Origin of the sequence: Filimonas zeae, assembly GCF_014641615.1 — a bacterium.
Lineage (GTDB): Bacteria > Bacteroidota > Bacteroidia > Chitinophagales > Chitinophagaceae > Filimonas > Filimonas zeae.
In genome coordinates this window covers 564,340-577,115 of sequence record NZ_BMIB01000004.1, presented here as the reverse complement: position 1 = coordinate 577,115, position 12,776 = coordinate 564,340, and the positions used below count along the sequence as shown (strand labels likewise).

Sequence of the window (12,776 nt, the reverse complement as noted above, 5' to 3'; positions counted from 1 at the left end):
TACTGGTATTCTAATTGCTTTTGTATTGCGCTATTATATTAGCGCAGGCTTTGCTTACCATATCAAATACCTCATGGTATCCCTGTTCTGTACCGTACCATGGGTCGGGAACGCCTCTGTTTTCGCCGGGGTAAAGGGCATTCAGCAGCAGATCGGTTTTCTCCGGGTTCCAGAGGGGGCCGCTGATTCTTTTTACCTCGTTGTAATTATTGGCGTCCATTACATATATACGGTCAAACAGGTTCATATCATCTTTTACAAACTGCCTGGCGCACTGGTTGCTGATGTTAATGCCATTCAACCTTGCCACTTTTTGTGAGAGCCGGTGCGGCGGCTCGCCAATATGGTATCCTCCGGTACCGGCACTATCTATATGCCAGTCCAGTTTCAACTGTTCCGCTTTATACTGTAATATTCCTTCTGCAAGGGGGCTGCGGCATATGTTGCCGAGACACACCATTAACACCTTCATAATACACTGTTAAACAAAATGCAAAGGTAGCTTTCCGCAGCACATAAGTTATACTAAACAGGGCGTTGTTACGTAAATGATTACAAAACGCACCGGGAAAGACGGAAAACTACCAGTCGTTAATTTTCTGTTAATGGGCTAAATGGTTTTATGGAAAAATGCAGACAAAGCGTCTATTATGTTAAGAAATTGCTCTGAAAAGCGGTATTAAGCAGTTTAAAATGCTGTTTAATATTGTTTAAATTGATTTTTCACTAAATTGCTCACTTCCCGGTAACCGTTATAATTGCATGGAGAACGAATTAAGACACAGGCAGGAAAAGAAAGGGTATGCTTCCATGAGGGTAGTATACGATATAACTATGTCTATATTAATATTAGGCATGGGAGCATTGATGTTGCTGGGTACTACTTTAAAAATAACGCAGATTTCATCGCTTGACCCGTTGATGCGTTACATGTTTGCCGGTATTTGCTTTTTATATGGTGGTTTCAGATTATACAGAGGTATAAGGAGGGATTACTAGTATGAAAGCAAGTAAGATTACGGCCCGGTTGTTTGCCGGGTGTACGCTGGCAGTAATGCTATTGTTACAACAGGCTTGCGGAGACAAGGCCGGTTCCACTAAAGAATCTTCCAAATATGATTCTCCCCGCCAGGGAACTATACATATAAGTGTGGATGAGAGTTTTAAACCGGTTATTGATGAACAGATAAAAGTGTATGAATCTTCGTTTCCGGATGCGCATATCATTGCGGAATACAAACCGGAGGCGGAATGTTTCCGGGATCTGCAGAAGGATAGCACCCGTATGATTATTGTAGCACGGGGACTTACCAGTCAGGAGATTGCTTACTATAAACAACAGCTGGGTTATAAGCCATTGTTTGATTTACTGGCTTTTGACGCGGTGGATGTAATTATACATCCTGATGCGAAGGATAGTGTGTTTACGCTGAAGCAACTGCACAGCATTTTAGCCGGAGAACAGCCGGATAAAATAGTAGCAGTGGACGGAAAAAATGCTACGAGTACGGTAAGATACCTGATGGATAGTGTTATGCGTGGTACGGCTTTTGGTAAGAATGTTACCGCAGCGGCAGATAGTAAAGGTGTACTGGATTATGTGGCCCAGACTAAAAATGCGATAGGATTTGTCGGCTCCAGCTGGGTGGGAAATCAGCAGGATCCTGCGCAACGGGCTTATAATAATAAAATTAAATTGGCGTTGGTTGAATGCCGGAACTGTGAAAAGGATATATTCGCAAAACCTTCACAAGCTACCGTGTCATACGACCAATACCCCCTGGTACGACCTTTGTTTTATATCCTGAAAGAAAATTCATCTGGCTTAGGAATGGGTTTCATGAATTTTATGAGTTTGGAAAGAGGTCAGTTAATATTCAGAAGATCTTTACTGGTACCCGCAAAAATGTATTTCGGGATACGTAAGGGAGACTTATCCGGAGAGAAAAGCAAATAAATCAAAACATAAAGAGCGCAATTTTACCGATTTAAACAACTGTATAAACCGAAGATCATGAAGAAGACAGTTTTAACCTTGCTGGCGATCTCTTTAACCACTGCTATGGTCATGGCGCAGTCGGTTGAAGACGGCATCAAGTTCCTGTACTATCAGAAGACAAAGAGTGCAAAGGATGCTCTGCAAAAGATTGTAAATGATAAGCCTAAAGATGCTTATGCTATTTACTGGCTGGGACAGGCATTGCTGGAAAATGAAGAGATAGCTGCTGCTAAAGCGGTATATCAGAAAGCGTTAACTGATGGTGTTAATGAACCCTGGATATGGGTAGGCATGGCCCACGTGGAAACACTGGAAGGTGCTGACATTAACACGGTAAAGCAGAAGTTTGAGCAGGCTATTACTGCCACTACTGCTACCAAGGGTAAAAATAAGGGAAATCCTGACCCGAACATTCTGGCTGCTATTGGCCGTGCCTGTGCAGATGGAAGCAGCAAACATGGTGATCCCCAGTATGGTATTGACAAGCTGAAGCAAGCTGTTGAACTGGATAAAACCGCTACAGAGCCTTATATTTCTCTGGGTATCTGTTACCTGAAATTGGGTGGCGACAGAGGTGGTGAAGCAGTAGAAGCTTTCAGAGAAGCTACTGTACGCAACCCTCAGTATGCGGCTGGTTTTTACCGCATCGGCTACATTTATCAGAGCCAGAACAATACTGAAGCTATGAACGAGTGGTTTGGTAAAGCTATTGCTGCTGACGCCACTTACGCTCCTGTTTACTTTGCTTACTTTAACTATTACAAAGACAAGGATGTAAACGCAGCAAAAGAGTTTTTGGATAAGTATGTACAATACGCTGACAAAGACTGTAAAACTGATTACTTCGTAGCTGACTACCTGTTCCGTGCCGGTAAATATCAGGAGTCTCTGGATAAAGGTAAAGCTATGGAAGCTGGTGAGTGTAAAGACTTCCCATTACTGTACGCGCTGTATGCTTACAACTACGACAGGCTGGGCGATTCAGTAACTGCAAAAGCTTCTATTGAGAAATTCCTGTCGCTGGCTACCGGTACGCAGGCTGAACCAGAGCATTATGTGCTGGCTGGTAAAATTGCCGCTAAATTCCCAGGTAGCGAAGATCAGGCGGTAACTTATATAGAGAAAGCAATTGAACTGGATACCAACAAAGCAAACAAAGTAACTTATGCTAATACAGCAGCTACTTTACTGGCAGGTGCCAAAAAGTATCAGAAGCAACTGCAGTGGAGCATTAAAGCTATTTCTTTAAAAGGTGAAGCTCCTTCTGAAAGTGAGTACTACCGTTTAAGTCAGGCTGCTTCTAACGCTATTGCTGCTGCTATTACCGATACTGTAGCCCTGGCTTCTTTGTTCCCTACTGCTGATTCTATTACCAATGCTTATATCACAGCGTATCCTGACAAACCACAGGGTTACTCTTTCCGTACGCTGATTGCTAAAAAAGCAGATTACGATTCTACCAAAGGTTTAGCTGTTGCGCCTCTTGAGCAATACAACACTTACCTGAGCAAAGATGTAACTGCTAATAAAAAGTCTATCTTCAGTAACGATTACTATCTGATGATATACTACGCACAGTATGCTAAGGATATTCCAAAGGCAGATGGTTATAAGAAGGCTATTGCTATAGCAGATCATATGATTGCTATGTTCCCTGATACCGCTTCTGAAGAATATATCTTTGCAAACGGTACCAAAAAGCAATTACAAGGTGCTTTGGATAAATTTGAAAAAGCCAGCGCTGGTGGTAAAGCCAACGGTGCCAGCAGCAAATAATACAACAGTTCTGTTGAAATAAATAAAAAACTCCGCCTGATATCAGACGGAGTTTTTTATTTTTGTTACACAAGAAATTATTCGCCATGCCATTACTGAATGTGTTACTTACTGCGGCACCCGCAGCGGCCAGTTCTGCTTCTAATTATTTTCCTATTGGTTTACAGTTGCTGTTTGCCATAGGCTTTGTGGCCACAATGATGGTGGGTACGCATTTGCTGGGCCCCAAGCGCAGAACGGGTGATAAGCTGGAAAACTTTGCCAGCGGTATTGAAAGCCATGGCGATGCCCGCCAGCCTATGGCCATCAAATACTTTCTGGTAGCCATTCTGTTTGTGTTGTTTGATGTGGAAGTAATATTCTTCTACCCTTATGCTGTTAATTTCAGAGGGCTTGGCTGGAGCGGTTTCTGGTCGGTGCTGATGTTTGTAGGCTTTTTTGCAGTGGGCTTCTTTTACATTATTAAGAAGGGCGCCCTGCAGTGGGAAGATTAACATTTACAATAGATGTAATATTGACAATACTGAAAAGAGCAGGGGAAATCCTGCTTTTTTTATGCGGGTAAGGGCTTGTTACATTTTTTTCAAAATGTTTTGAAAGTTGTTTAACGTTTTGGCTTAATTTGCCGCACGATAGTTAAATTTGCTTGCCTTTTGTGATGATGATGATTGCAAACTTGGTGATTGTTAAGTGATAAATGATAGATTATGCCCCGTCCGGTACGTTTCAATGTTCACCCCAGGGAAGCTGATATTCACAACAATATCGCTATTGCCGAAATGCCGGCCGGCCTGCAGGGTGAGGGTTATTTTGCCACCAGCCTTGAGCGCGTGGTTGGCTTAGCAAGAAAGAATTCTATCTGGCCTCTTCCTTTTGCCACCTCCTGTTGTGGTATCGAATTCATGGCTACCATGGGTTCACATTACGATTTATCCCGCTTTGGTTCTGAGAGAATGGGCTTTACGCCCCGTCAGTGTGATCTGATAATGGTGATGGGTACCATAGCCAAGAAAATGGCTCCTATTCTGAGGCAGGTATACCTGCAGATGGCCGAGCCCCGTTGGGTGCTGGCTGTTGGCGCGTGTGCTTCTTCAGGCGGTATATTCGATACTTATTCTGTTTTACAGGGCATTGACCAGGTAATACCGGTTGATGTGTATGTGCCTGGTTGTCCTCCACGCCCGGAAGCTATTTTAGATGGTGTACTGCGTATACAGGAACTGGTGCATAATGAGAGTTTACGCCGCCGGCATAGCGAGCATTATAAAGCTTTGCTGAACAGCTACGGAATAGAATAAAGTCAAAATTATAAAGTTAGAAGTCAAAAACAGAGTCACGGTATTTTGGGTTTTGAATTTTGACTTTTGAATTCAACTTGTATATGGAATTAACCAACGACTATATCAGGCAAAGGCTGGAAGAGAAATTCGGAGTGGATGTATCTGGTTTTGAACAACCCTACGGCCTGCTTACTTTTGAAACTCCTAAAGAGAACAATCTGAAGGTAATGCAGTTTCTGTTTGATGATGCTGAGCTGCGTTTTCAGTTTCTGACTGATTTAACTGCGGTGCATTATCCCGATCAACCCGGCCGCGAACTGGCGGTGGTGTATCACCTGCACAATCTGGTGGATAATGTACGTATCCGATTCAAAGTATTTACTGCTATAGAACAGCCCGATGTATTTACGGCCACCAGTTTATATGCAAGTGCTAACTGGATGGAGCGTGAAACCTACGATTTCTTTGGTGTCAACTTCGTAGGGCATCCCAACCTCAAACGTATTCTTAACGTGGATGAAATGGATTATTTCCCCATGCGTAAGGAGTTTCCGCTGGAAGATCAAACCAGGATTGACAAAGACGATGAGATGTTTGGACGTGGCGGCCATATTTTTTAATGGTGATTAGTTATAGATAGATTATGCAAGAGCATCAACATAATATCAAGCTTCCGGATGGTTCTATTGAAAGGCAGACGACTACCTTAAACCTGGGACCTACGCACCCGGCTACGCACGGGGTGTTTCAGAACATACTTGAAATGGATGGTGAAAGAATAGTATCTGCGGAATCAACCGTAGGTTACATTCACCGTGCTTTTGAGAAGCTGGCGGAAAGAAGACCTTTATACCAGATTACTCCTTTAACAGACCGGTTAAACTATTGCTCAAGCCCTATTAACAATATGGGCTGGCATATGACCTGCGAAAAGTTACTGGGTGTGCAAACGCCCAAGCGGGTAGATTACCTGCGGGTAATTATTATGGAGCTGGCGCGGGTAGCAGACCACGTTATCTGTAACTCGGTAATAGGTGTGGATACGGGTGCACTGTCTGTGTTCCTGTACGTGATGCAGTACCGCGAATTGATTTACGAAATTTATGAGGAGATCTGCGGATCGCGCCTTACTACCAATATTGGCCGTATAGGTGGTTTTGAAAGAAATTTCAACGCCACTACCTGGGAAAAGCTGGAGCGTTTCTTAAAAGAATTTCCGAAGGCGCTGAAAGAGTTTGAGAACCTGCTGATGCGTAACCGGATTTTTATGGACCGTACTATCGGCGCCGGCCCTATCAGTGCTGAGCGTGCGTTAAATTATGGCTTTACCGGTCCTAACCTGCGTGCTTCGGGTGTTGACTACGATGTACGTATACATACACCTTACAGCAGCTATCAGGATTTCAATTTCAATATTCCTGTAGGTACTACCGGTGATGTGTATGACCGCTGGCTGGTGCGTAACCAGGAAATGTGGGAATCGCTGGAGATTATTAAACAGGCTTACCAGAAAATACAGGAGTTTAAGGGTGAAGAGGCAGAGGTATACCATGCCAATGTGCCCGAATACTATCTGCCTAAGAAGGAAGATGTATATACCAAAATGGAAGCGCTGATATGGCACTTCAAAATCATTATGGGTGAAACGGCTATTCCTGCCGGTGAGGTATATCATTCTGTAGAAGGTGGTAATGGTGAGTTAGGTTTTTATATGATCAGCGATGGTGGCCGCTCGCCTTACCGTTTACACTTCAGAAGACCGTGCTTTATTTATTATCAGGCATATGCTGAACTGGTGAAGGGCGCTATGCTTGCCGATGCGGTAGCTGTAATGAGTAGCCTTAACCTGATTGCAGGTGAAATGGATGCTTAGAAAGTGAAAATTAAAAAGTAAAAAGGCAAAAATAAAACCTTGCGCTTTTGAACAGCACTGGACATCCGCTTCGATCATTTTGAATTTAGACTTTTGAATTTTGAATTTATGATAAGGTTTTCAGACGATAAGATGGCTAAAGTGCAGGAGATTATTGCACGTTATCCGGAAGGAAAGCAGAAGAGTGCGTTGTTGCCTTTGCTGCACCTGGCACAGGAAACTTTTGGCGGCTGGCTGGATGTGCCTGTGATGGATTACGTAGCAGAGTTGCTGCAAATTGATCCTATTGAGGTGTATGAAGTAGCTACGTTCTACAGCATGTACAACCTGAAGCCTGTTGGTAAGTATATGTTTGAGGTATGCCATACCGGTCCGTGTATGATAAGTGGTGCCGACAATATTGTTGCCTACATTACCGAGAAGCTGGGTATTAAGCCTGGTGAAACCACGGCAGATGGTTTGTTTACCCTGAAAACTGCGGAGTGCCTGGGCGCCTGCGGTTATGCACCTATGATGCAGCTGGGCAAACATTACCGCGAGCACCTGACGAAAGAAAAGGTGGATGCTATTATAGATGAGTGCAGGAGAAATGCAGCGGCGAATAATTAGAGCGTAAAAATTCAAAAGTAAATAGTAAAAAGCGAGCCTGATACTTTTGAATAGTTCTGGTAACCGCTACGATCATTTTTGAATTTAGACTTTTGCATTTTGATTTTTGACTTCGGACTTTTGATTTTTGAATTCAGACTTTTGACTTTGATTATATGGGCGTAAAACTATTACTCGAAAAAGCACATGTTGAAGGCATCCGCACGTACGAAGTGTATCGCCGGGAAGGTGGTTACCGTGCTGTGGAGAAGGCTTTAAAAACCATGGGTCCGGATGCTGTGGTGGAAGAGGTGAAGAAAAGCGGCTTACGTGGCCGTGGCGGCGCCGGTTTCCCTGCTGGTATGAAATGGAGCTTTATTGCCAAGCCGGAAGGTGTTCCGCGCCACCTGGTGTGTAATGCGGATGAGAGTGAGCCGGGTACGTTTAAAGACCGTTACCTGATGGAGTTTTTGCCGCACCTGCTTATTGAAGGGCTTATTGTCAGCTCCTTTGCCCTGGGCAGCAACGCTACTTACATTTATATCCGTGGCGAATATGCCTGGATACCCGATATACTGGAACAGGCCATTGCGGAAGCGAAAGCCAACGGCTGGCTGGGTAAAAACATTTTAGGAACCGGTTTTGATCTGGAGATTTATGTACAGCGTGGTGCTGGTGCTTATATCTGTGGTGAAGAAACGGCACTGATTGAAAGTCTGGAGGGCAAGCGTGGTAATCCACGTATCAAGCCTCCTTTCCCGGCTATTAAAGGTGTATGGGAACGCCCTACGGTGGTTAACAACGTAGAAACGCTGGCGGCAGTAGTACCTATTATTAACATGGGTGGAGATGAGTACGCTAAAATAGGCGTAGGTAAATCTACCGGTACCAAGCTGATCAGTGCCTGCGGTAATATTAACAAGCCGGGTGTGTATGAAATTGATATGACCATTTCGGTAGAAGAATTTATTTATTCCGATGAATACTGCGGTGGTATTGCCAATGGCAAGCGCCTGAAAGCGTGTATTCCGGGTGGCTCTTCTGTACCTATATTGCCTGCTAACCTGCTGCTGAAAACAGCGAAGGGCGAAACCCGTTACATGAACTACGAAAGCTTAAGCGATGGTGGTTTTGCTACGGGTAGTATGATGGGATCGGGTGGTTTTATTGTGCTGGACGAAGACCAGAGTGTGGTACGTAATACCTATACCCTGGCGCGCTTTTACCGCCACGAAAGCTGCGGACAGTGCAGCCCCTGCCGCGAAGGCACCGGCTGGATGGAGAAGCTGCTGAAACGTTTGCTGGAAGGCAAGGGCAAAATAACTGATATTGATCTTTTGTGGGATATACAACGTAAGATAGAAGGCAATACCATTTGCCCGCTCGGCGATGCCGCTGCGTGGCCGATTGCTGCCGCTATCCGCCATTTCCGGGATGAATTTGAATGGTATGTAACCAACCCGGAAGAAAGCCAGCGTCGTAACTACGGACTGGCGCATTATGCAGACCCACGCGAGGTGGTGGCGTAAGGTTAAACTTAAAATTCAAAAGTCAAAATTCAAAAAAGATGGAGGATGATGTTTTGAATTTTGTAGTGGAAGAGGGGAGTAAGCCTTATAATATCAGGCACCGGTGCTTTTATTTTGCGAAGAAAGTGGTGCTTTTTGTGAAGGGGTGTACGTATGAAAAGGTTTATAGTTCTTTGTTTGATCAGTTAATCAGAAGTGGTACTTCTATAGGTGCTAATGTAGTAGAAGGTAGGTCTGGTAGTTCTAAAAAAGACTGGAAGAACTTCTATACCATAGCATTGAAGTCGGCTAATGAAACGAAATACTGGTTATGTCTCATTCGTGATACTATGGATGTGCCTAAGCCGGCAATAAGCGAATTGATTACTGAAGCAGATGAACTGAGCAATATCATAGCCAGCATTATTATTCAGTCAAATGAATAATATGGTTATTAAAAAGGGCTTTTTTGAATTTTTATTTTTGACTTTTTACTTAGATAAAACATGTCAGATCAACCACAATTGTTTAAAGTAACCATAGACAACATCACTATTGAAGTGGCACCGGGAACAAGTATTCTGGAGGCTGCGCGTAAAATAGGAGGTGATGTGGCGCCGCCCGCCATGTGCTTTTACAGCAAACTGAAGGGCAGTGGTGGTAAGTGCCGTACCTGCCTGGTGGAGGTTAGCAAAGGATCGGAGAAAGATCCGCGTCCGATGCCTAAGCTGGTAGCCAGCTGCCGTACTACTGTGATGGATGGCATGGAAGTGAAAAATATTACCAGTGAGCGTGTGGTAGATGCGCGTGCGGGCGTGGTGGAGTTTCTGCTGCTGAACCATCCGCTGGATTGTCCGGTGTGTGACCAGGCAGGCGAATGTCACCTGCAGGATCTGAGCTACGACCATGGTAAAGCGGGCACCCGTTACGAGTTTCAGCGCCGTACGTTTAAAAAGCACGATCTGGGTGAATATATTCAGCTGCATATGACGCGCTGTATTCTGTGTTACCGTTGTGTGTTTACTGCGGAGCAGTTGACAGATAAACGTTCGCACGGTGTACTGGACAGAGGCGACCATGCAGAAATTGCTACTTATATAGAGAAGAGCCTGGACAACGATTTTATTGGTAACGTAATTGATGTGTGCCCGGTGGGTGCGTTGACTGATAAAACTTTCCGTTTTAAAAACCGCGTATGGTTTTTAAAGCCGGTAGATGCGCATTGCAGCTGCAGCAAGTGTAGCGGCAAGGTAACGCTGTGGTATCGTGGGGATGAAGTGTTCCGCGTAACTGCCCGTAAAGACCAGTGGGGTGAGGTGGAAGACTGGATTTGTAACGAGTGCCGTTTTGAGAAAAAGAAAACGAGCGACTGGACTATTGAAGGGCCACGTGTAATTGATCGTGCTTCTGTTATTTCTCAGGGGCATTATGTGGGTGTGCAAAAGCCGAAGGAAACATTTGAAGCAGTGCTGGATGGCCGCAAGCCGCGGTTGTTTATGGATATACATAGCGTAAGCGGTGTAAACAGACCGGATATTAATCTGAGTTTGATTGAAGGGCCTGCGCATTCAGATGATTTTGACCGTGTAACCAAAAAAGATTAACCAGATTCCGATGAATTTACTTGCTTTTGACTGGGCTTTACTGATAGAAAAACTGGTATTGATAGCCATTATCATCACCATTTCACTGGTAGTAGCCATGTATGCTACTTACGGCGAGCGTAAGGTGGCAGCCTGGATGCAGGACCGGGTAGGACCTAACAGGGCCGGTCCGTTTGGTATTCTTCAGCCGCTGGCTGATGGTATGAAGCTGTTCTTTAAAGAAGAGATCATTCCCAACAGTTCTAACAAATTCCTGTTTATACTGGGGCCTTGCCTGGCTATGCTTACGGCCATGATGACCAGCGCTATAATACCCTGGGGTAGTGAGTTGCGTATTGGCGACCGCGTTATTTCCTTACAGATTGCGGATATTAATATTGGTATTCTGTATGTGTTTGGTGTGGTGAGTATGGGCGTGTATGGTATTATGATTGGCGGCTGGGCCAGTAACAACAAGTTTTCGCTTATGGCTGCCCTGCGTGGTGCCAGCCAGGTAATCAGTTACGAGCTGGCAATGGGTATATCGTTGATTGCGCTGCTGATGCTTACCGGGTCGCTGAGTTTAAAAACCATTACCGAGCAGCAGATGGCACCGGGCCATTACTGGAATGTATTGTACCAGCCACTGGGCTTTCTTATCTTTTTTGTGTGTGCGCTGGCGGAATGTAACCGTGCGCCTTTTGACCTTTCTGAAGCGGAGAGTGAGTTGAACATGGGCTACCATCAGGAATATTCTTCTATGAAACTGGGTTTCTTCCTGTTCTCTGAATATATCAACATGTTTATCAGCAGTGTTATTATGGCTACTTTATTCTTTGGCGGATATGATATTCCGTTTATAGATGAGAGTAAGTATAACCCTAACCTGATGGCATGGCTGGGTGTAGGAGCGCTGATGGTAAAAGCCCTGATTTTCATATTTGTGTTTATGTGGATCCGCTGGACTTTACCCCGCTTCCGTTACGACCAGTTGATGAATCTGGGTTGGAAAGCACTGATTCCACTGGCATTGATTAATATGGTAATTACCGCCGTAGTGATTTTAAAGTATTTTAATTAGAGCGTATTTTTTATTGCAAACGTTTTTTATGCAAGCACTAACGCAAAAATCGAAGCCTGTATCCCGCGAGCCGATGAGCTTGATGGAGAAGATATATTTACCTGCTGTGCTGAAGGGCATGAGCATTACTTTCAGCCACATGTTTAAAAAGAAGCCTACCGTGCGTTATCCGGAAGAAACCCGGCCTTTCAGCCCGGTGTTCAGAGGCCTGCATGTGCTGAACCGTGATGAGGAAGGACGCGAAAATTGTACAGCCTGCGGGTTATGTGCAGTGGCTTGCCCGGCAGAAGCTATTACCATGGAAGCGGCGGAAAGAAAAGAAGGAGAGGAGCATTTGTACCGTGAGGAGAAGTATGCGGCCCGTTACGAGATTAACATGCTGCGTTGCATTTTCTGCGGACTGTGCGAGGAGGCCTGCCCCAAAGATGCGATTTACCTGAGTGAAACGTTTGCGCCTGCAAGCTTTGCACGGAAGGAGCTGGTTTACGCTAAAAACGATTTATTGATACCAAACCCCAAAACTGAGCCGGAAGCGTTTGCCAAGGCAAAGGGACTGAAACCAATTAAATAGTTGCATTAAATGGGTATACTTCAATTTCTGTTCTGGTTATTAAGTGCGGTTGCATTAACAGGCGCTATTATGGTGCTGGCCAGTAAAAACCCGGTACACAGCGTGTTGTGGCTGATAGTTGTGTTCTTTGCTATTTCCGGCCACTATGTGTTACTGAATGCGCAGTTTCTGGCTGTTGTAAACCTGATTGTATATGCGGGTGCCATTATGGTACTGTTCCTTTTCGTAATCATGCTGATGAACCTGAATACGGTAATTGAAACACGGAAAAACCTGTGGATGAAGGCGGCCGGTATTATTTCGGGGGGCATTCTGTTTCTGATTATGATATCGGTGGTACGTTCTTCTGCTGATATGGTAAGCCGTACCGCTCAACTGAAAGAAGGAAGCATTGGTTTAATTGAAACGCTGGGTAAGGTACTGTTTACACAGTATGTAGTGCCTTTTGAAATAAGCAGTGTATTGTTTTTAAGCGCCATGGTGGGTGCTGTAGTAATAGGTAAAAAAGATTAATTCA

General features: G+C 44.6%; 15 protein-coding genes. 14 read left to right on the top strand and 1 reads right to left on the bottom strand.

All coding sequences use genetic code 11. The features are described from left to right. Positions 1 to 10 precede the first annotated feature (10 nt). Positions 11 to 472 carry a low molecular weight protein-tyrosine-phosphatase gene (locus tag IEY13_RS20890; RefSeq protein WP_229687942.1) on the bottom strand — a complete coding sequence of 154 codons (462 nt, stop codon included), beginning with the start codon at positions 470 to 472 and terminating at the stop codon, positions 11 to 13. A 290-nt stretch (positions 473 to 762) separates the two neighbouring features. Between IEY13_RS20890 and IEY13_RS20885 the strand changes: the two genes are divergently transcribed. From IEY13_RS20885 to IEY13_RS20820, 14 genes are all read left to right on the top strand, one after another. Next, positions 763 to 999 (top strand): hypothetical protein, encoded by a 237-nt coding sequence (locus IEY13_RS20885; RefSeq protein ID WP_188955863.1) that lies wholly within the window; start codon positions 763 to 765, stop codon positions 997 to 999. Position 1,000: 1 nt separating this feature from the next. Continuing rightward, on the top strand, positions 1,001 to 1,957 hold the full coding sequence (locus IEY13_RS20880) for a PstS family phosphate ABC transporter substrate-binding protein (RefSeq protein ID WP_188955861.1): 957 nt from the start codon (positions 1,001 to 1,003) through the stop codon (positions 1,955 to 1,957). Positions 1,958 to 2,014: 57 nt separating this feature from the next. Continuing rightward, entirely contained in the window at positions 2,015 to 3,775 is a 1,761-nt protein-coding gene (locus IEY13_RS20875; protein WP_188955859.1) for a tetratricopeptide repeat protein, read from the top strand. Positions 3,776 to 3,861: 86 nt separating this feature from the next. Then, positions 3,862 to 4,269: an NADH-quinone oxidoreductase subunit A gene (locus IEY13_RS20870; protein ID WP_188955857.1), complete on the top strand. Its 408-nt coding sequence runs from the start codon at positions 3,862 to 3,864 to the stop codon at positions 4,267 to 4,269. Between the two features lie 213 nt (positions 4,270 to 4,482). Continuing rightward, positions 4,483 to 5,073 carry an NADH-quinone oxidoreductase subunit B gene (locus IEY13_RS20865; protein ID WP_188955855.1) on the top strand — a complete coding sequence of 197 codons (591 nt, stop codon included), beginning with the start codon at positions 4,483 to 4,485 and terminating at the stop codon, positions 5,071 to 5,073. An 83-nt stretch (positions 5,074 to 5,156) separates the two neighbouring features. Then, positions 5,157 to 5,675 carry an NADH-quinone oxidoreductase subunit C gene (locus IEY13_RS20860; protein ID WP_188955854.1) on the top strand — a complete coding sequence of 173 codons (519 nt, stop codon included), beginning with the start codon at positions 5,157 to 5,159 and terminating at the stop codon, positions 5,673 to 5,675. Between the two features lie 23 nt (positions 5,676 to 5,698). Continuing rightward, positions 5,699 to 6,928, top strand: a complete 1,230-nt coding sequence (locus IEY13_RS20855; RefSeq protein WP_188955852.1) for an NADH-quinone oxidoreductase subunit D — start codon at positions 5,699 to 5,701, stop codon at positions 6,926 to 6,928. Positions 6,929 to 7,036: 108 nt separating this feature from the next. Further along, positions 7,037 to 7,537 carry an NADH-quinone oxidoreductase subunit NuoE family protein gene (locus IEY13_RS20850; RefSeq protein WP_188955850.1) on the top strand — a complete coding sequence of 167 codons (501 nt, stop codon included), beginning with the start codon at positions 7,037 to 7,039 and terminating at the stop codon, positions 7,535 to 7,537. Positions 7,538 to 7,692: 155 nt separating this feature from the next. Continuing rightward, positions 7,693 to 9,045: an NADH-quinone oxidoreductase subunit NuoF gene (gene nuoF, locus IEY13_RS20845; protein WP_188955848.1), complete on the top strand. Its 1,353-nt coding sequence runs from the start codon at positions 7,693 to 7,695 to the stop codon at positions 9,043 to 9,045. Positions 9,046 to 9,083: 38 nt separating this feature from the next. Continuing rightward, positions 9,084 to 9,470 carry a four helix bundle protein gene (locus IEY13_RS20840; protein WP_188955846.1) on the top strand — a complete coding sequence of 129 codons (387 nt, stop codon included), beginning with the start codon at positions 9,084 to 9,086 and terminating at the stop codon, positions 9,468 to 9,470. A gap of 60 nt (positions 9,471 to 9,530) precedes the next feature. Next, positions 9,531 to 10,628, top strand: coding sequence for an NADH-quinone oxidoreductase subunit G (locus IEY13_RS20835; RefSeq protein ID WP_188955844.1), 1,098 nt, complete (start codon positions 9,531 to 9,533; stop codon positions 10,626 to 10,628). A gap of 10 nt (positions 10,629 to 10,638) precedes the next feature. Beyond that, positions 10,639 to 11,688: an NADH-quinone oxidoreductase subunit NuoH gene (gene nuoH, locus IEY13_RS20830; RefSeq protein ID WP_188955842.1), complete on the top strand. Its 1,050-nt coding sequence runs from the start codon at positions 10,639 to 10,641 to the stop codon at positions 11,686 to 11,688. 28 nt (positions 11,689 to 11,716) lie between these two features. After that, positions 11,717 to 12,259, top strand: coding sequence for an NADH-quinone oxidoreductase subunit NuoI (nuoI, locus tag IEY13_RS20825; RefSeq protein WP_188955840.1), 543 nt, complete (start codon positions 11,717 to 11,719; stop codon positions 12,257 to 12,259). 9 nt (positions 12,260 to 12,268) lie between these two features. Continuing rightward, entirely contained in the window at positions 12,269 to 12,772 is a 504-nt protein-coding gene (locus tag IEY13_RS20820) for an NADH-quinone oxidoreductase subunit J family protein (protein ID WP_188955838.1), read from the top strand. Positions 12,773 to 12,776: the final 4 nt, after the last annotated feature.

Coding starts and splice junctions, on each gene's coding strand:
- IEY13_RS20855 (WP_188955852.1), top strand. CDS start 5,699: ATGCAAGAGCATCAACATAATATCAAGCTTCCGGATGGTTCTATTGAA.
- IEY13_RS20840 (WP_188955846.1), top strand. CDS start 9,084: ATGGAGGATGATGTTTTGAATTTTGTAGTGGAAGAGGGGAGTAAGCCT.
- IEY13_RS20860 (WP_188955854.1), top strand. CDS start 5,157: ATGGAATTAACCAACGACTATATCAGGCAAAGGCTGGAAGAGAAATTC.
- IEY13_RS20850 (WP_188955850.1), top strand. CDS start 7,037: ATGATAAGGTTTTCAGACGATAAGATGGCTAAAGTGCAGGAGATTATT.
- IEY13_RS20865 (WP_188955855.1), top strand. CDS start 4,483: ATGCCCCGTCCGGTACGTTTCAATGTTCACCCCAGGGAAGCTGATATT.
- IEY13_RS20885 (WP_188955863.1), top strand. CDS start 763: ATGGAGAACGAATTAAGACACAGGCAGGAAAAGAAAGGGTATGCTTCC.
- IEY13_RS20875 (WP_188955859.1), top strand. CDS start 2,015: ATGAAGAAGACAGTTTTAACCTTGCTGGCGATCTCTTTAACCACTGCT.
- IEY13_RS20835 (WP_188955844.1), top strand. CDS start 9,531: ATGTCAGATCAACCACAATTGTTTAAAGTAACCATAGACAACATCACT.
- IEY13_RS20890 (WP_229687942.1), bottom strand. CDS start 472: ATGAAGGTGTTAATGGTGTGTCTCGGCAACATATGCCGCAGCCCCCTT.
- nuoI (WP_188955840.1), top strand. CDS start 11,717: ATGCAAGCACTAACGCAAAAATCGAAGCCTGTATCCCGCGAGCCGATG.
- nuoF (WP_188955848.1), top strand. CDS start 7,693: ATGGGCGTAAAACTATTACTCGAAAAAGCACATGTTGAAGGCATCCGC.
- IEY13_RS20820 (WP_188955838.1), top strand. CDS start 12,269: ATGGGTATACTTCAATTTCTGTTCTGGTTATTAAGTGCGGTTGCATTA.
- IEY13_RS20880 (WP_188955861.1), top strand. CDS start 1,001: ATGAAAGCAAGTAAGATTACGGCCCGGTTGTTTGCCGGGTGTACGCTG.
- nuoH (WP_188955842.1), top strand. CDS start 10,639: ATGAATTTACTTGCTTTTGACTGGGCTTTACTGATAGAAAAACTGGTA.
- IEY13_RS20870 (WP_188955857.1), top strand. CDS start 3,862: ATGCCATTACTGAATGTGTTACTTACTGCGGCACCCGCAGCGGCCAGT.